Genomic DNA, 18,033 nt, shown 5'->3' on the forward strand with positions numbered 1-18,033 from the left:
GACACAAGATGAATCGATTTGGTTGGATCCGCACGATCGCAGGGGCGACGGCGGTCGGGTTGCTCGCCGGCGGGTGCTCGTTGTTCAAGGAGTCCGGATACGGGATCGGTGCGCAGGCCGAGCGCGGCGCGCTGATGCAGGCGGCTGCCGACAAGAGTGCACCACCCGATACGCCAGGCATGTACCTGGGCTTGATCGAGCGGATGCAGGGGCAGGGATTGTATTTTGCGTCACTGGCCCACATCGATCAGTACGAGAAGCAATATGGTGCATCGCCGGACACGATCCTGCTGCGTGCCGACGCATTGCGCGCGACCGGTCAGTACGACGCCGGCGTGGCCGCCTATACGAAGTTGCTGACGTCACCGCTCGCCGCGCGCGGCTACCGCGGGCTGGGTCTGACCGCCGGCGCCCGTGGCGATTTTGCGCTTGCCGCGCAGCAACTCGAACAGGCGACGGTGCTTGCGCCGACCGATGCGGCGACGCTGTCCGACCTCGCATATTCGAAAATGCGCGAAGGCGACCTGGCAGGCGCACGCGTGCCGCTGCTGAAGGCAGCCGAACTCGAGCAGAAGAACCCGAAAATCCTCAGCAACTTTGTGCTTTATCTGCTCGCGAGCGGTCATGCGAAGGACGCGCGGCGGCTGATGGATCAGCAGAAGCTTTCGCCCGCGGTGCGCGGCCAGATTCGCGACGACGAGATGAAGGTCGAGGCCGCGATGCGCGCGAAACAACGCGCAGTCGCACACGTGCCAGGCAATGTGCCCGTGCCGTCGGTTGCGAGCAGCGACAACTTCGATCTTGCGGTGCCGCTGCTGCAGCGTTTCGCGCGATAACGACGATATTCACGGAGGCCATCATGTTTCACCTTTCCTCAATCCGCGTGCAAGCAGTGTGCATCGCGTTCGCGTGCACGCTTGGCGCGGGCATCGCGCATGCGCAAGGCGACACGCCGGCGTCCGAAATCGGTCATGCTACGAACGCTCTGCTCGACCTGCAGCGTTCGAATCGCGCGGCCGTCACGCCGCAACCGATCGACGGCGCGGCTGGGACGTATGCCTATCAGCGCTATATCGACTCGTTCAAGACGACGATTCCGCAGTGGTTCGGCACGATGTCGGCGTCGGGCGGCGGCAATAGCGGTGGCAGCGGTGGACTGTCCGGTGGCGACCTCGCGCGTTGACGGAGCAAAACGGTGAATACCCGGCACGATGGCGGCGCTATCCGCCGCGCGGCACGTCAGCGCGGCGCGTTCTCGGTGATGGCGATCATCGCGACGCTGATCGCCATCACGACGCTCGGCGCCATTGGCGTCGGTAATCTCTTTTATCAGCGTCGGGACGTGCAGCGGATTGCCGACATGGCCGCGCTCGCGGCCGTGCAGCGGATGGATGACGCGTGTTCGCAGCCGACGGCCACCGCGACCAGCAATGCGCAGTCGAACGGGCTCAATGCATCGAACGGCGATACGATCAGTGTCGAATGTGGCCGCTGGGACACGGCGGTCAACCCGAAACCCAGCTACTACGCTTCCGCGACCCCAGGGACCACGCAGTTGAACGCGGCCAAGGTGATCGTCACGCGTCAGGTGCCGTTCTTCTTCGTTGGACCGCCGCAGCCCGTATCCGCTGTATCGACCGCGCGGTCGACGAACATCGATACCTTCTCGGTCGGCGCAACCCTTGCCGCGCTCGGTGGTGTCGGCTGCGCCGGCGGATCTGCCCCGGTGTCCGGCAATCCAGGGCTCGTCAACGGACTGATCGGCGGGCTGCTCGGCGCCGGCCTGAACCTCAACATCGGGTCGTATCAATCGCTCGCATGTACGAACGTGACGATCGGCGATCTCGTCGTGGCGGCTGGCGTCGGCACGGTCGATCAATTGCTTGCGCTCAAGCTCACGTTGCCGCAACTGGTCCAACTGATGGTGAACGCGGCCACGCAAACGACCGTCGCGAACGCAAGCCTGCAGGCGAGCCTCGCCACGCTGCAGGCGATCCTGAACGCCAACATTCCGGGGACGTCGATTGGCCTCGGCGGAGCGGGCGGATTGCTGAACGTCGCGCTCGCGGATACGCAGGCGGCACTCAATGCGCAGGTGGACCTGCTCGATCTGCTGCTCGTCAGTGCGGAAATCGCAGCAACGGGCAAGCCGGCGGTCACGGTCAATGTGCCGTCGCTGAATCTCGGCGGGCTGACGGGGACGCAACTGCAGGTGCAGATCATCAGCCCTCCATCGATCGGCATCGGCGAAGGCGGGATCGATCCATCGACGGGAACGTGGCGCACGAAGGCGTCGACCGCTGCGGTGGGTGTATATCTCAATGTCGATCTTGGCACGACGCAATTGCCACTGGTCGGCGCGTTGCTGAATTTGCTGAACGTGAATGTCGATGTGAACCTGCCGATTTATCTGCAAGTCGGTACCGGCACCGCAACGTTGAATTCGACGCAATGTGCGTCCACGCAGGCGGCGAGCACGGTCGTCATTACTGCTCAACCGGGCGTAGCCAATCTGTGCATTGGCCAGCCGCCGCTCGATTCGTCCGGCAAGATTAGCCTGTCGTCGGCTTACAGTTGTACGTCGCCCGGGCAGATCATCAATGCGAACGTGCTCGGACTTGCGCAGTTGACGGCGACGCTGTCCAACGTATCGGTTCAGGTGCAAGGCGCTGCCCAATCGCATACCTTCAATGGCGTGCCCGGGATCGATGCGGACTACTGGACGGTGAATTCGAATGCGCTGGGTTCGGCGCTCAGTTCGGCCTTGACGCAGCTCGCGGCCGCGAAGATCACGGTCAACCTCGGCTTGTTTGGTGCGAATATCCTGACGGTCCCTGGGAACTTCGTTTCCACGTTGCTCACCTTTTTGACCGGCCTGCTCGGCCCGCTCCTATCGAGTCTTGACGCAGTCCTCGTTCCGCTGCTGAATCTGCTTGGCGTCCAGGTCGGCGCGGCGACGGTCCATCAGATCTCGCTCAGTTGCGGGGTCGCCCAAACGGTTTACTGAAGAAGCAGATCAGATGAGAAATACGCCCGCAATCGAAGAGCTCGACCTGTACGTCTGGGAAGGCAAGGCGGACATTGTCGACCGCGTCGCCCGGTGCATGGCGAGCTTCGACGTCGAAGTGATCCGCGCCGACAACGCGGAGATCTCGCCCGAGCGCGCCGCATTGCGGCCGTCGCTCGCGATCATCAGCGTGACGATGATCGAAGGCGGCGCCGCGTTCCTGCGCGACTGGCAGGCCAACATCGGCATGCCGGTGGTCTGGGTCGGCGCGGCGCGCGACCACGACGCGTCGCAATATCCGCCCGATTATTCGCACATCCTGCCGCTCGACTTCACGTGCGCCGAGCTGCGCGGCCTGATCGGCAAGCTCGTCACGCAGCTGCGTGCGCACTCGGCCGAAACGTCGCAGCCGTCCGAACTCGTCGCGCACTCCGAATCGATGCAGGCGCTGCTGCATGAAGTCGATACCTTCGCCGATTGCGACACCAACGTGCTGCTGCACGGCGAAACCGGCGTCGGCAAGGAACGCATCGCGCAACTGCTGCACGAAAAGCATTCGCGTTACCGGCACGGCGAATTCGTGCCGGTGAACTGTGGCGCGATTCCCGACGGCCTGTTCGAATCGCTGTTCTTCGGTCATGCGAAAGGATCGTTCACGGGCGCGGTTGTTGCGCATAAAGGCTATTTCGAGCAGGCGGCCGGCGGCACGCTGTTTCTCGACGAAGTCGGCGATCTGCCGCTGTACCAGCAGGTCAAGCTGCTGCGCGTGCTCGAGGATGGCGCGGTGCTGCGGGTGGGGGCGACTGCGCCGATCAAGGTCGATTTCCGGCTGGTCGCGGCGAGCAACAAGAAGTTGCCGCAGCTCGTGAAGGAAGGGCTGTTCCGCGCCGATCTCTACTACCGGCTCGCGGTGATCGAGCTGAGCATTCCGTCGCTGGAAGAGCGCGGCGCCGTCGACAAGATCGCGCTGTTCAAGTCGTTCGTCGCCCAGGTCGTCGGCGAGGAGCGGCTCGCGGAGCTGTCGGACCTGCCGTACTGGCTGACGGATTCGGTCGCGGACAGTTACTTCCCCGGCAACGTGCGCGAATTGCGCAACCTCGCCGAGCGCGTCGGCGTGACGGTGCGGCAGACGGGCGGGTGGGATGCCGCGCGGCTGCAGCGGCTGATCGCGCACGCGCGCAGTTCGGCCCAGCCGGTGCCGGTGGAGAGCGCGGCCGAGGTGTTCGTCGATCGCAGCAAGTGGGACATGAACGAGCGCAACCGCGTCATTGCCGCGCTCGACGCAAACGGTTGGCGCCGTCAGGATACGGCGCAGCAACTCGGCATCAGCCGCAAGGTACTGTGGGAAAAAATGCGCAAATATCAGATCTTCGACGAAGAACCCGAGACACGCGAAAGCGAGTAATTAATGCGATAAAATCGCGCTGAATCACAACGACTCGGGCGGGAATAAAACTTCATGAGCCATATGACGGGGTTGGGGCGGGTGAGCGTGTTGCTCGCCCTGGTAGGAGGCATGCAGGGCGCTTTCGCGCAGGGGCTGGCCGGCAGCGATTCGCCGGCGGTACAGCAGGCGTCGGCGCCGGTAGCAGCGATTCCGGCGATCGATTCGCAGGCCCAGACGTCGCTGCAGCCGCAAGCGGGCGAGACGACGGGGCCGAGCACGGTCGACGATCTGCAGCGCCAGATCCAGGCGCACTCGCTGACGGAAATGCGCACGAGCTACAACGGCAGCTACGGCGCGAGCCTGCTGTTCAATGTGAAGGACGGTGCGTACTTCGTCGCGCTGTTCCAGCAGAAGGCGTTCTGGCGCGTGATCAAGACGTACGACGAAACGCGCGCGGAAGCGATCTATCGCGATTTCTCGCGCCAGGCGGAGCGGCTGGCCGTCAACGAACTGCGGGCGGCGAAGCTGGAATCGCAGAAGGCGCAATTGGACAAGCAGCTCGAGGTCACGCAGGATCGCGCACGACGCCTGCAGGCCGACATCTCGATCGCACGCCAGCAGCAGGCGGCGGTCGCGGATCGGCAGAAGAGCGTTCGCAGCGAGACGGCTGCATTGCAGGCGCAACAAGCCGAACTCCAGTCGCAACTGCGCGCGTTGCAGCAGCAGGTGCGCTCGTTGCAGCGTGAGGCCGACGCGGGCCTGCCGACGTCGGCACGCTGAACCCGGCGGCGGTGCGGCGACATGCCGCGCCGGCTGCACAAGCAAAAAGGGCAAGCCGGTTGGCTTGCCCTTTTGTTTTACTGGCCGTCCGGCACGATCCGCCGGCGGCGTGTGACGATCACCGGACCGTTGCCGCCGCGTGTATCCGGCGACGACGTGTTGCCGGAGGCATCGCCGCTGTCGCGCGGCGCGCCATAGCTCTCGCGCGGTTCACGGGGTTCGCGCGGGGCGCCGTAGCCTTCGCGCGGCTCACGCGAGCCATAACCTTCACGCGGTTCGCGGGAGCCGTAGCCGCCGCCGTCGCCACGCGATTCGCGCGGGCCGCCGTGCGAGCCGTACGGGCTGTGACCGCCGCCTTCACGACCGCCGGGGCGGCCGCCGGTGCGCGGCCCGCGGGGGCCGCCGCCGCCCGGGCGCGAGCCGCCCGTGTCGAGCTGGATGGTGGAAATCGCGCGCTTGTAGATGCCTTGCAGACCCACGGGGGTGCGCAGCATCACCAGGTACTGGTCGAACGACTCGATACACCCCGTCAGACGAATGCCGTTGACGAGATAGATTTCAACGCGCTTACGTTCCTTGCGCGCCGAATTGATGAAGTCGTTTTGCGGATGGGATTCTGCGGGATTGGCCATTGAGGTGCGGCAGGAGCCTGCGTCAGAGAATATGTTGTGCGTGTGTGTGGCGTGTTCGTCCACAAGGTGTTTGGCGGGATTCTACCCTGTTCAATAGGGAAGCGCGCAGTCGTGATTGTGTCGAACCGTAACCCACTATAGACGTTCCAGCGCATTTGCGCGATTCGGCCGAATGGCCGAAGCCGTTTCGTTACGTCGCGTTACGACTCTCGCAGCGCCGTATCACCTCGCCGCGTGCGGTGCGCTTACATTGGCCGCGCGAGCCGGGCAGGCCGGCGTACTAGGGGTGCAGAACATGAACACGAGGCAATGGGCGGGGTGGGTCGGGGGTGTGGCGTTGCTGGCCTCCGGCAGTGCAATGGCGCATGTCGACCTGTCGGTCGGCATCGGCGTGCCGGTCGCGCCGGTCTATGTCGAGCCGGCACCGGTCTATGTGGCGCCGCAGCCGGCCGTCGTCGCCTATCCGGGCTACGGATACGGCGACAACGGCGATGACGACGACGACCGCTACCGGAAGTGGCGCAAGCACTATGACAAGCATTGGCGCAAGCACCACGGCGACGACGACGATTGATCCCGACTTCAGCCGCGCCGGCGCGAATCAGAATGCGTAGTCGGGGTTTTTCGGGTCAAATGCGGTGTCGTCGAGCGTGGCCGGCGCGATTTTCTCGATGACGATCCGCTCGAAGATCCTGCCGTCGTTGTCATAGGACTCGACGGTCCGGAAATAGGGCGCGTGCAGGTCGAGCCCGAGGACTTCCTTTTTCGCATAGAACTGCGGCCGGCCGGTCGGCGTCTCGTAGGTGAGCGCGACCACGCGCACGCCGCCGATCGATTTTGCCTCGATCTGGGTCGGTCGCTGCACGCCGGCTTCCAGGTACTTCTTCCCTTCGGTCAGGTACAGGTTCGTGATGAACTCGGTGCCGAGATCCTTCACCTGGTGATTCGACTGGGCACGCGCCAGCGCGCCGTCGAGCGACGTCCACAGCGGAATCTTGCCGAGCAGGCCGCCCAGGTGGCCATACATCTCGTCCTTGCGCTGCGTCGTGTCGTAGATGGTTTCCTGTCCCGCGTGCGCGCCGCCCGGCAGCCATTTCGCATAGACGCGCAGCGGCTCGCGGGTGGTCTTCACCAGCATGCGGTCGGGCGTGTCGGACCATTTTCCGCTGATGCGCTCCTGGCGCACCATCGTGAACTGGTACGACGGATAGCCGTTCGGACCGTTACGGATATAGAGCGGCACGGCAAGCGGATCGAGCGCCTTGAAGAGCGCGGTGAGCGTCGCGTCGTCGAGCTGCGCGAGCGTGCCGCGCTGCGCGGCCGTGCGCAGCCAGCGTGCCTGTTGCGCGAGCGGCTCGCGCGCGACTTTCGCCAGGTCCGCCGGCAATGCGGCCTCCTGCGCCGCACTCGCGGCATCGGCCGTTTCCTGCGCATGCAGGCCCGCGTGCGCGAGCGACAGCAGGCAGGCGACAGCCGCGGCGGCGGCATGTCGTGCGCGGCGCTTCATTCCTTCGTTCATCGACAGTGCCTCCCGGAGCGATGGATCGTTCAGCCTTGCTTCGCGGCCTTGATTTTGGCGAGCTCCTCGTCGCGCAGCGCGCGGCGCAGGATCTTGCCGACGTTCGTCTGCGGCAGCGCGTCGCGGAACTCGACGAATTTCGGCATCTTGTAGCCGGTCAGGTTCTTGCGGCAGTGCGCGAGCACGTCGTCGACCGTCAGCGACGGGTCGCGGCGCACGACGAACACCTTGATCCGTTCGCCCTGGACTTCGTCCGGAATGCCGATCGCCGCCGCCTCGCTGATGCCCGGATGCATCACGAGCACTTCCTCGATCTCGTTCGGATACACGTTGAAACCCGACACGAGGATCATGTCCTTCTTGCGGTCGATCAGGCGGATGAAGCCGCGTTCGTCCATCACGCCGATGTCGCCGGTGCCGAGCCAGCCGTCGGCGTCGAGCACCTTGGCGGTCTCGTCGGGGCGCTGCCAGTAGCCGCGCATCACCTGCGGGCCGTGCACGCACAGTTCGCCCGGCTCGCCGACGGGCGCCCAGGTGCCGTCCTCGCGGCGAAAGCGCACGGAGGTGGATGGCGCGGGCAGCCCGATCGAGCCGCTGAACGCGGCCATGTCGTTCAGGTCCACGGGGTTCATCGTGACGATCGGCGAGCACTCGGTGAGCCCGTAGCCCTCGACGACCGGCCGGCCCGTCACCTGCTGGAAGCGCTCCGCGACCGCGCGTTGCATCGCCATCCCGCCGGCCATCGCAAGCTTGAGCTTCGAGAAGTCGCGCTTGCGGAATTCCTCGTTGTCGAGGAACGCGTTGTACAGCGTGTTGATGCCGGTGATCCCCGTGAACGTTTCGTTGCGGATGATCTTCATCACCATCTTCATGTCGCGCGGGTTCGCGATCAGGATGTTGCGTCCGCCCAGTCCCATGAAGATGAACGCGTTCACCGTCAGCGAATAGATGTGATACAGCGGCAGCGGCGTGAGCACGGTCTCGACGTCGCCCGACACCTGGTCGGCGATCCACGCCTTCGCCTGCAGCAGGTTCGCGATCAGGTTGCCGTGCGTGAGCATCGCGCCTTTCGCGACCCCGGTCGTGCCGCCCGTGTATTGCAGGAACGCGAGGTCGTCGCGCGTCGTCTGCACGGGCTGCGGCTTGCCGCGCGCGCCGAGCGCGAGGGCGGAGCGCAGCCGGATGGCCTGCGGCAGGTGGTAGGCCGGCACGAGCTTCTTCACGTGCTTCAGCACGAAATTGATCAGGCATCCTTTCGCATTGAAACCGTCGGCGAGCAGGTCGCCGAGTGCTGTGACGACGATGTGCTTTACCTGCGTTTCAGGCAGCGCGTCCTGCAGCGTGCGTGCGAAGTTCTCGAATACGACGATCGTCTGCGCGCCGCTGTCCTTCAGCTGGTGCGCGAGTTCGCGCACGGTGTAGAGCGGATTGACGTTGACGACGATCGCACCGGCCTTCAGCGTGCCGAACAGCGCGACCGGGTACTGGAACGTATTCGGCAGCATGATCGCGACGCGATCGCCCGGCTTCACGCCGAGGCTTTGCAGGTACGACGCGAATGCGTCGACCTTCCGCGCGAGCGTGCGGTAAGTCATCGACGCGCCGGCGCTCACGTATGCGACGCGGTCGGCGAAGCGGGTCGTGCATTCGTCGAAGAACTGCACGAGCGACGCGTATTGCGTGACGTCGATGTCGTGCGGGACGCCGGGCGGATATGACGCGTACCAGATGCCGTCGGTGTTCGGCGGGATCTGGGCCGTCGTGGTTGCTGCGGAAGATGACATGACGTGTCTCCGGTCTTTGCTTTCGGCGAGGGCGGGCGCTTCGGCGCCTGCCCATGCCCCGTGCTTCGCGGTCGATCGGCGCGGACGCCTCGACGCCCCGCCTGACCGCGCGTATCAATCAAATCGTGAACAGGAAGCCGCGCGTGGCCTCGCGCGCTCAGTTCGCGGAATGCAGCGTCGCCGTGCCGGCGCTCGTCGCGCCCGATTGCGGCAGCCCGAACGCTTCGCTCGCGCCCGCGTCGTCGAGTACCGCGGCGAAGATCGACAACTGCGCGCTGTCGGGCATCGGCGCCTTCAGCGCGGCGACGATCAGCGACGACAGCCGCGCGATCATCTGTACGTCGTTCATCGTGCGGCCTTGCGAGAATTCGTCGATCAGGCTCTCCGTTTCGGCGCCGGCGAGCGCGCCGGACAACGCGCCGATCGCGAAATGCAGCCGCCAGCCGAGCTCGGTGCGCGGCAGGTGCGGCAGCGCGCGCTGGAATGCGTCGAAGAAGCGGCCCGCGACGCTCGCGTAGTGGGCGGTCAGGAAGTTGCGTACGAACGGCGACGGATCGGTATAGGCGCGCCCGATCAGCCGGAGGAACCCGGGCCCGCCGCGTTCCGGGTCGCGCGACGCCTTCAGCGCGGGGATGAACATCGCGCCGAGCACGTGCTCGCAGGTGATGTGCGTGCCGAGCTGCGCATCGAAGCGGTCGAGGATGCCGAGGCGTTCCTGGTTGAGCTGGTCGAGCCGGCGCGACAGCATCGCGTGGATCAGCGCCTCCTTGCTGCCGAAGTGGTAGTTGACCGCGGCGAGATTGACCGCCGCGCGCGACGTGATCTGCCGCATCGACATCGCCTCGAAGCCATGCTCGATGAACAGGTCCTCGGCCGCATCGAGGATGCGCGCCTTCGTCCCGCCGGTCTGCCGCGTGCCGGATGACCGTGCCCCGGACGGCCGTCCCGCGGATGGCCGCCCCTCCTGACTTACTGCCATGTTCCGCCTCCCATGCCGGTTTCCCGGCCGCGAACAGGTGATTTGATTATCTGATTCAAACAGTCGTTTTTATTAAGATAAAAAAACGCGGGCACGGCGGGCAAGCGGGGAATCTGGATAAATTCCTCTAGTTCGATGTGCGAATGCGGAAAGTGCGACGCGCGGCCCCGGCCTGGCGGGGCGCGCGCGATGGTGCGATGCGCAAACGTGCGGATTCAGCCGACGGTGCTACGCGTATTGACCGATTGCGTCATGTCGATGCCGCGCCGTTCGCGGCTGAACAGGATCAGCACGGCGATCACGACCGCGACGGTGCCGGCCACGAGCGCAAGCGCGAGGCTGTAGTTGTTGCCGTGCGAAACGGCGAGCGACGCCTGCATCGTCGCGTTGCCGGACGCGAGCAGGTTGCCGAGCTGATAGACGACACCGGGAAAGGTTGCCCGGATTTCGTCGGGCGAGATCTCGTTCAGGTGAACCGGGATCACGCCCCACGCGCCCTGGACCGAGATCTGCATCAGGAACGCACCGGCGGCGAGGGCAACCGGCCCGCTCGAGAATGCCCACAGCGGCAGCACGGGCAGCGCGATCAGTGCGGCGATGAAGATCGCGCGGCGCCGGCCGATCCGCTCCGAGATCGTGCCGAACGACAGGCCGCCGACGATCGCGCCGAGGTTCAGCACGATCGTGATCCACGACACGGTATGCGGGTCGAAGTGATGCTGTTCGCGCAGGAAGGTCGGGTAGAGATCCTGCGTGCCGTGCGAGAAGAAGTTGAACGCGGTCATCAGCACGATCGCGTAGACCGTGAGCTTCCAGTTCTGCTTCAGCGTGGCGCCGAGGCTCGGCCGCGGGCGCTTCTCCATCTGTTTCCATGCGGGCGATTCCGGCACGTGCGCCCGGACATACAGCACGAGCAGCGCGGGCAGCACCCCGATCATGAACATGCCGCGCCAGCCGATGTACTGGTAGAACAGGCCGAACACGACGGACGCGAGCAGGTAGCCGCTCGGATAGCCGGCCTGCAACAGCCCCGATACGAAGCCGCGCGCATGGGTCGGCACGGTCTCCATCGTCAGCGCGGAGCCGACACCCCATTCGCCGCCCATCGCGATGCCGAACAGCGCACGCAGCACGAGCAGCGCGGTGAGGCTCGGCGCGAAACCGGACGCGAGCTCGAGCAGCGAATAGCACGCGATGTTGACCATCAGCGTCGGGCGGCGGCCGAAGCGGTCGGCGAGCCGGCCGAAGATCAGCGCGCCGAGCGGGCGCATCGCAAGCGTCAGCGTGAGCGCGAACGCGACGGCGGGGATCGTCGACGCGAATTCCGCGGCGATGTCCTTCAGCACGAAAACCATCAGGAAAAAATCGAACGCATCGAGCGTCCAGCCCAGGTAGGCGGCGATCGTGACGTTGCGTTGTTCGCGGGTCCAGCTCATGTCCGGGGTCTCCTCGTTGGCTTGCGCGCTCGCGATATGCATGCGGATGCCGGCCCGGCATGCGCGCGGCGCGGGAGGCACTGATCGAGTGTAGGCCTCCGCGTCGCGCGATGTGGGGCGCGATAAGCCCGAATCGGGAATAATCCCTACGAAATGAACTGTTTCGGAAATGGCAACGAGGCGGCGCGAGCCAAGCGACAGGCGTCTGTATCATTCCGGAAGGCTTTTTGTATCAATTCTGTAATGCGCCCGATGCGCATCGTCACCGAATCAGGAGTCCGGATGAATCAACGTTCCGCCGCCGAATTGCCCGTGCTCGAAACCGACAGGCTGTGGCTGCGTCCGCGCGTACTGGCCGACCTCGAGGCGTGCGTCGAGATGGATCGCGATCCGGAAGTCACGCGGCACATCGCGGGTCCGTGGCACGACCCCGACGCGCATCGCCGCTTCGTCACGCACCGGATCACGCGCGACTATCCGCCGGGCCTCGGCTACTGGTCGATCTTCGAGAAGGCCGCGCCCGACGCGTTCATCGGCTGGGTCCTGCTGATTCCCGACTACGCGGACGGCGCGCGCGACGTGGAGATCGGCTGGCGGCTCGTGCGTGCGGCCTGGGGGCGCGGCATCGCGAGCGAGGCTGCGCAAGCCCTCGTGCGTCACGCGTTCGACACCGTGCGCCTGCCGCGCGTGATCGCCGATATCGCGGAAGCCAACGGCGGCTCGCTGAACGTCGCGCGCAAGCTCGGGATGCAGCGCGTGAGCGTCGTGCACGACGGCATTCCTTACATTCGTCATCGTCTCGAACGCAACGACCTGCGCGCGTAGCGCCGTGTCGCGCGCAGGCGCGGACGGTTGTCAGGGATTGTCAATCGGAGGCGTATCGAGGTCATGACGGATTAACGGCCCATGCGATCCGGAGTATCGTTGCCGGAATTTCGCAACATGGGGTACGACCATGGCACTCGGCAACGACGTTCATCTCATTCCCGTCCGGCTCGACGCGCTGCGTCCGACGCAGATGACGGTCGGGTATCGCGAGGTCAAGGCGAAGCGCAAGCACTGGAAGGGGCTCGACAAGCGTGCGCGCAAGGCGGCGATCGAATCGCACTGGTTCCCGGCCGTCCTCGGCCCGGACGGGCTGCACTACATCACCGATCACCACCATCTCGGCCTCGCGCTGATCGAGGAGGGCGAGTCGCGCGTGAACGCGATGCTGCTGAAGGATCTGTCGTGGCTCGACGACACGATCTTCTGGCGGATGATGGAGCACAATCAGTGGGTGCATCCGTTCGGCGCGGACGGATCGCGGCGCGACTATGCGCATCTGCCGAAGGCGTTGACGGGGCTCGAGGACGATCCGTACCGCAGCCTCGCGGGCGAACTGCGCACGGCGGGTGGCTATGCGAAGGACGCGACGCCGTTCAGCGAATTCCTGTGGGCCGATTACCTGCGCCAGCACGTGTCGCTCGACCAGATCCGCAAGAATTTTTCGAAGGCGCTCGATATCGCGCTGCATCGCGCGCACGAGCAGGATGCGCGCTACCTGCCCGGCTGGTCGGGCGTCATCGCCGTCAAACCCTGACCGGCGCACGGCGCCGACCGCCTCATGACGACCACCCCGATCCGCCCCGATGCCGGCCCGCAGCATGCGGACCATTTCGCCGCGCTCGATACGGCTTCGCCGCCGCCCAGGCGGCGCATCGGCCTCGATGCGCTGGCCGGCCTGTCGATCGCGGGGCTGCTGATTCCCGAAGCGGTCGCGTATGCGGGGCTGGCCAACCTGCCGCCGCAGGCCGGCCTGATCGCGCTGTTGTCGGGGCTCGTCGTCTATGCGCTCACGGGCAGCAGCCGCTTTGCGATCGTGTCGTCGACGTCGTCGTCGGCCGCGGTACTCGCGGCAACCGTGCTCGCCGAATCGGGCATGGCGCTGGCCGCGCAACTCGCGCTCGCGGCGGCGCTCGTCGCGATGACGGGCATGCTGTTCATCCTCGCGGGCGTCGCGCGGCTCGGCGGCATGTCGGATTTCGTCGCGCGGCCCGTGCTGCGCGGCTTCACGTTCGGCCTCGCGCTGACGATCGTCATCAAGCAGTTGCCGAAGATCCTCGCGATCTCCGTGCAGCACAGCGATGCGCCGCACGTCGCGCTCGACCTGATCGCCGGCGCGCCGCACGCGAACCTCGCGAGCATGGTGCTCGGCGCGACCGCGCTGGCGCTGCTGTTCGTGCTCGGGCGCGGCGCGCGCGTGCCCGCGACGCTCGTCGTGATCGTGCTGTCGATCGCGGCAGGTTACGCGATCGACTGGCAACGGTACGGCATCGCGATCGTCGGCCAGATCGACTTCCGGCACCTCGAATTCGGCTTGCCGCGTCTCGACCGCAACGCGTGGATGCAGACGGTCGAACTCGCGTTCGCGCTGATGCTGATCCTGTACGCGGAGTCGTACGGATCGATCCGCAATTTCGCGCTCAAGCATGGCGATACCGTGTCGCCGAACCGCGATCTCGTCGCGCTCGGCTGCGCGAATCTCGTGTCGGGCCTGCTGCACGGCATGCCGGTCGGCGCCGGTTATTCGGCGACGTCGGCGAACGAGGCGGCTGGCGCGCAGTCGCGCTTTGCCGGCCTGTGGGCGGCCGGCGTGGTCGCGCTGATCGTCTGGCTGCTGCTGCCGCAGCTTGCCCGCACGCCGGAGCCCGTGCTCGCGGCGATCGTGATCTTCGCGGTCAGCCACTCGCTGCATCCGTCCGTCTTCCGGCCGTATTGGGCGTGGCATCGCGACCGGCTCGTCGTGATCGCCGCGTTGCTCGCGGTGCTCGTGCTCGGCGTGCTGCACGGCTTGCTCGCGGCCATCGGCGTGAGCCTGCTGCTGACGCTGCGCAAGCTGTCCGAGCCGAACGTGAGCGTGCTCGGCCGGCTACGCGACAGCCACGATTTCGTCGATGTCGCGAGCCATGCCGATGCGAAACCGGTGCCGGGCGTGCTGATCGTGCGGCCCGAGGCGCAACTGTTCTTCGCGAACGCGGACCGGATGCTCAATCGCGTGCGTGCGCTGATGAAGGCCACGCCGGATACGCATACCGTGATGCTGAGCCTCGAGGAGACGCCGGACGTCGACGGTACGACGATCGAATCGCTGCGCACCTTTGCGGCCGAATGCGCGGCGCGCGGGTTGCGGCTCGCGATCGTGCGGCTCAAGGTGCATGCGCTGCATGCATTGCGCCGCGCGGCGGACGATACGCTTCACGGCGACGCGATGTCGGAGCTGAGCGTCGACGAAAGCCTGCAGCTGTTGCAGGCCGGCATGCCGCCGGACGGCGGCGACGGCGCGACTGCCGCATGACCGCCGGCCGTGTCGGTGCCGTCTATCGCGAAAGCGCGACGTCCGTCGTGCGATCGATCATGTCGGCCACTTCCCCGGCCGTCGGCGCATAGGCGCCTGCGTGCGCACAGGCGACCGCCGCGCATGCGGCCGCGTAGCGCAGATGGTCGGCGGCCGTTGCATCGGGGCGCGCAAGCTGGCTCGCGAGCCAGCCGCCGATGCTCGCATCGCCGCAGCCGACCGTATCGGCGACTTCGGCCGGGAATGCGGGCTGGAACAGCACGGTGTCGCGATGCAGGAGCTGCATGCCCGATGCGCCGCGCGTGACGAGCAGTGTCGCGTCGGGCGACCATGCGCGCAGTTGCGCGAGCGCGGCGGCTTCGTCGAGTTCGGGAAACAGCCCGCGCAGATCCTCGTCGGAAACCTTGATCCAGTCCGCGAGCGCGGACAGCCGGCGCAGCGTGTCGCGATACGACGGCGCGGCCATCGGTGCGCGGAAGTTCGGGTCGAACGAGATCCGCTTGCCGGCCGCACGCGCGGCCTGTGCGACCTCGATCAGGCGCGACGCGAGCGGTTCGCGCACGACGCCGAGCGAGCCGACGTGCACGATCTCGGCCGCGTCGAAGGCGCCGGCGGGCAGGTCCGCCGGATCGAATGCGAGATCGGCGCTGTTCTCGCCGATGAAGAAATAGTGGGGCGGCTGTTTCGACACGACCATCGCGAGCAGCGGTGCGCGGTCGACCTGCCGGATGAAGCGCATGTCGAGTCCGGCGTCGGCGCTCTTGCGCATCAGCTCATCGCCGAAGGTGTCGCGGCTGACCGTGCCGGCGAAGGCCGTCGGTACGCCGAGTCGCGCGCCGACGCGCGCGACGTTCCAGCATGAGCCGCCGGCAACGCTGTGCCAGTGCTGCGCGTCGTCGCGGATGAAATCGGTCAGCGCTTCGCCGAATACGATCAGGCGGGGGAACGTGGTCGTCATGTCGAAACCTTGTGCCGTGGCGTCGCGCACGGCCGTACAGCGGTTGATCCGAAAGGGCGGGCAGCGCGGGCCGCCGCGCATGGCGACCCGGCCCGGCACTGCCCGGTTGCGCGGGCGGACGGCGGCGCGCTCAGCGCGGCGCGCTCCAGCCCTTGTAGGTTTTCACGTTGTCGCGCGTGATGAGCGTCGGCTCGATCAGGATCATCGGATTGGCCGGCTTCTGGCCGTTCATGATCCCGTAGCCGACGTTGACGGCCTGCTGCGCCATCGCCCACGGGTCCTGGCTCGACGATGCCTGCACGAGCGTGTTGGACTTGAGCGCGACCTCGATGTCGGGTGCGCCGTCGACCGACGTGATCACGATGCCCGGACGGTTCAGCTGCTTTGCGGCGAGGTCGCTGCCGATCGCCTGCGGGTCGTTGATCGTGAACACCGCGTCGAGCTTCGGAAAGCGCGTCAGGTAGCCTTGCATCGCGTTCATCCCGCCTTCGCGCGAGCCCTTGCCGTCCTGGTCGCTCGACAGCAGCTTGATGCCGGCGTTTTTCGCGAGCACGGCCTTGCAGCCGTTGACGCGATCGATCACGGCCGACACCTGCGGGCCGTTCTCGATGATCACGTTCCCCTTGCCGTTGAGCTTCTTCGCGATGTAGTCGCAGGCGAGCTCGCCTGCCTTCACGTTGTTGGTCTGCACGGTTGCGTTCGCGCCGGCTGCCGCGACGTCGACCGCGATGACCGTGATGCCGGCCGCCTGCGCCTTCTTCACCGCCGGCTCGATGGCTTTCGGATCGGTTGCGTTGAGCAGGATCATGTCGACGTGCGCGGAGATGAAGTTGTCGATCTGCGTGAACTGCTTGTTCAGGTCGTAGTCGGCCGACACGGCCGTCACCTTCGCGTTCGGGTTGAGCTGCTTCGCGCGCGCTTCGGCGCCCTTGACGATGGTGACGAAGTACGGGTTGCCGAGCGATCCGACCGTGACGCCGATCGATTTGAGCGGCTTGTCGGCCGCGTGTGCGGCGGAAGCGCCGAAGGCAAGCGCGCAGGCGACGGCGGTCAGGGCGGCGGTGTGCTTGAACATGTCGTGGTGTCTCCGAGAGGTTTGTTGGCGAACGGGCGCAGGCGGACCGGCCTGCGCCGCGAGGTTGAATCGACGGGATGCTGTCAGGTGCGCGCCGAGTCGCGCTGGCGATAGCGGTCGAGCGCGACGGCGCCGATGATCACGAGCCCCTTGATGATGTACTGCCAGATGTCGGACACGCCGAGCAGCACGAGCCCGTTCGTCAGGACGGCGATGATCAGCGCGCCGATCAGCGTGCCGACGATCGAGCCGACGCCGCCGACGAAGCTCGTGCCGCCGAGGATCACCGCGGCGATCGCGTCGAGTTCGTAGGACTGGCCGAGCTGCAGACCGTTGGCCGCATAGAGCCGCGCGGCCGACATCACCGCGCCGAGGCCGGCGAGCAGCCCCGACGCCGCATACACGAACATCTGGATCGCCCGCACGTTGATGCCCGACAGGCGCGCGGCTTCCGGGTTGCCGCCGACCGAATAGATTCGCATCCCGAGCACCGTGCGGCGCAGGATGAACCACGAGATCGCAATCACCGCGCACGCGATCACGACGAGCCACGGCACACCGAGGATCGTGCCGTTGCCGATGAACGCGAACGGCAGCTGCGGGTTGAAGACGGTCGTGTCGTTGCCGATCAGGCGCGCGACGCCGCGCACGGCCGTCATCGCGCCGAGCGTGACGATGAACGGCGGCAGGCGCAGGAACGAGATCAGCCCGCCGTTGATCGCGCCGAACACGAGGCCGACGACGAGTGCGAAAGGCACGCCGAGCCAGCCCCAGCCGGGGATCGTCGACGCGAGCAGCGCGGCGACGGCCGCGGCGGCGAGCACCGAGCCGACCGACAGGTCGATGCCGCCCGTCAGGATCACGAAGGTCATGCCGGCCGCGAGCACGATGTTGATCGACGCCTGCTGCGTGACGATCGACAGGTTCTGCAGCGTGAAGAAGCCGTCGGTCAGGAAGCCGAAGCCGATGCACAGAACCAGCAGCACCGGCAGCATGCCGGCCGTGCGGATCAGCGATTGCATGCGGGCGCGTTGATCGGCGCCGCGCAGCAGCGGCGTACGGTTGGGCACCGGATGGGCCGTCGCGGAAGCGAGGTTCCGCTGCTTGGTCGGATTGATCATGTCGGTAACCTGAAGGTA

17 protein-coding genes are annotated in these 18,033 nt (G+C 66.3%); 9 read left to right on the plus strand and 8 right to left on the minus strand.

The window, feature by feature from the left end:
• The first annotated feature begins 8 nt into the window (after window positions 1-8).
• The 5 genes from VXM69_RS27380 to VXM69_RS27400 are packed head-to-tail and all read left to right on the plus strand — an operon-like array spanning window position 9 to window position 5,174.
• Entirely contained in the window at window positions 9-836 is an 828-nt protein-coding gene (locus VXM69_RS27380) for a pilus assembly protein (protein WP_049032172.1), read from the plus strand.
• Between the two features lie 23 nt (window positions 837-859).
• Complete coding sequence (locus VXM69_RS27385) at window positions 860-1,183, plus strand: DUF3613 domain-containing protein (protein ID WP_049032173.1); 324 nt, start codon at window positions 860-862, stop codon at window positions 1,181-1,183.
• Between the two features lie 12 nt (window positions 1,184-1,195).
• Window positions 1,196-3,007, plus strand: a complete 1,812-nt coding sequence (locus VXM69_RS27390) for a TadG family pilus assembly protein (RefSeq protein ID WP_049032174.1) — start codon at window positions 1,196-1,198, stop codon at window positions 3,005-3,007.
• A 13-nt stretch (window positions 3,008-3,020) separates the two neighbouring features.
• Entirely contained in the window at window positions 3,021-4,412 is a 1,392-nt protein-coding gene (locus VXM69_RS27395; protein WP_367189546.1) for a sigma 54-interacting transcriptional regulator, read from the plus strand.
• Window positions 4,413-4,466: 54 nt separating this feature from the next.
• Window positions 4,467-5,174 (plus strand): DUF2968 domain-containing protein, encoded by a 708-nt coding sequence (locus tag VXM69_RS27400; RefSeq protein ID WP_034190116.1) that lies wholly within the window; start codon window positions 4,467-4,469, stop codon window positions 5,172-5,174.
• 77 nt (window positions 5,175-5,251) lie between these two features.
• On the opposite strand, the gene hfq is transcribed toward VXM69_RS27400, so the two are convergent.
• Window positions 5,252-5,806, minus strand: coding sequence for an RNA chaperone Hfq (hfq, locus tag VXM69_RS27405; protein ID WP_034190115.1), 555 nt, complete (start codon window positions 5,804-5,806; stop codon window positions 5,252-5,254).
• Between the two features lie 295 nt (window positions 5,807-6,101).
• Here hfq and VXM69_RS27410 point away from each other — a divergent pair, with 295 nt between their 5' ends.
• Window positions 6,102-6,380 (plus strand): PXPV repeat protein, encoded by a 279-nt coding sequence (locus tag VXM69_RS27410; RefSeq protein WP_367189547.1) that lies wholly within the window; start codon window positions 6,102-6,104, stop codon window positions 6,378-6,380.
• A 27-nt stretch (window positions 6,381-6,407) separates the two neighbouring features.
• Here VXM69_RS27410 and VXM69_RS27415 read toward each other — a convergent pair whose 3' ends face one another.
• The 4 genes from VXM69_RS27415 to VXM69_RS27430 form a co-directional block, all read right to left on the minus strand.
• Entirely contained in the window at window positions 6,408-7,325 is a 918-nt protein-coding gene (locus tag VXM69_RS27415) for a DUF1571 domain-containing protein (RefSeq protein WP_175026993.1), read from the minus strand.
• 29 nt (window positions 7,326-7,354) lie between these two features.
• The gene (locus VXM69_RS27420) at window positions 7,355-9,109 is read right to left on the minus strand and encodes an AMP-binding protein (protein WP_367189548.1); all 1,755 of its coding nucleotides are present in this window, start codon (window positions 9,107-9,109) and stop codon (window positions 7,355-7,357) included.
• A 157-nt stretch (window positions 9,110-9,266) separates the two neighbouring features.
• A complete protein-coding gene (locus VXM69_RS27425) occupies window positions 9,267-10,088 on the minus strand; it encodes a TetR/AcrR family transcriptional regulator (RefSeq protein WP_175026992.1) in 822 nt (273 codons plus the stop codon).
• 215 nt (window positions 10,089-10,303) lie between these two features.
• On the minus strand, window positions 10,304-11,524 hold the full coding sequence (locus tag VXM69_RS27430; protein WP_049031897.1) for an MFS transporter: 1,221 nt from the start codon (window positions 11,522-11,524) through the stop codon (window positions 10,304-10,306).
• Between the two features lie 282 nt (window positions 11,525-11,806).
• Between VXM69_RS27430 and VXM69_RS27435 the strand changes: the two genes are divergently transcribed.
• The 3 genes from VXM69_RS27435 to VXM69_RS27445 all read left to right on the plus strand — a co-directional run bounded on the left by VXM69_RS27435 (window position 11,807) and on the right by VXM69_RS27445 (window position 14,861).
• Complete coding sequence (locus VXM69_RS27435) at window positions 11,807-12,349, plus strand: GNAT family N-acetyltransferase (protein ID WP_049031896.1); 543 nt, start codon at window positions 11,807-11,809, stop codon at window positions 12,347-12,349.
• A gap of 130 nt (window positions 12,350-12,479) precedes the next feature.
• A complete protein-coding gene (locus VXM69_RS27440) occupies window positions 12,480-13,106 on the plus strand; it encodes a ParB-like protein (protein WP_034190110.1) in 627 nt (208 codons plus the stop codon).
• A gap of 24 nt (window positions 13,107-13,130) precedes the next feature.
• Window positions 13,131-14,861 carry a SulP family inorganic anion transporter gene (locus VXM69_RS27445; RefSeq protein WP_367189549.1) on the plus strand — a complete coding sequence of 577 codons (1,731 nt, stop codon included), beginning with the start codon at window positions 13,131-13,133 and terminating at the stop codon, window positions 14,859-14,861.
• Between the two features lie 22 nt (window positions 14,862-14,883).
• On the opposite strand, the gene VXM69_RS27450 is transcribed toward VXM69_RS27445, so the two are convergent.
• The 3 genes from VXM69_RS27450 to VXM69_RS27460 form a co-directional block, all read right to left on the minus strand.
• Complete coding sequence (locus VXM69_RS27450) at window positions 14,884-15,819, minus strand: carbohydrate kinase (RefSeq protein ID WP_059557869.1); 936 nt, start codon at window positions 15,817-15,819, stop codon at window positions 14,884-14,886.
• A 130-nt stretch (window positions 15,820-15,949) separates the two neighbouring features.
• The gene (locus VXM69_RS27455; protein WP_034190108.1) at window positions 15,950-16,894 is read right to left on the minus strand and encodes an ABC transporter substrate-binding protein; all 945 of its coding nucleotides are present in this window, start codon (window positions 16,892-16,894) and stop codon (window positions 15,950-15,952) included.
• 83 nt (window positions 16,895-16,977) lie between these two features.
• Window positions 16,978-18,015: a ribose ABC transporter permease gene (locus tag VXM69_RS27460; RefSeq protein ID WP_034190107.1), complete on the minus strand. Its 1,038-nt coding sequence runs from the start codon at window positions 18,013-18,015 to the stop codon at window positions 16,978-16,980.
• Between the last annotated feature and the right edge of the window lie 18 nt (window positions 18,016-18,033).

Origin of the sequence: Burkholderia sp. Ed8, from assembly GCF_040761425.1 — a bacterium.
Lineage (GTDB): Bacteria > Pseudomonadota > Gammaproteobacteria > Burkholderiales > Burkholderiaceae > Burkholderia > Burkholderia seminalis.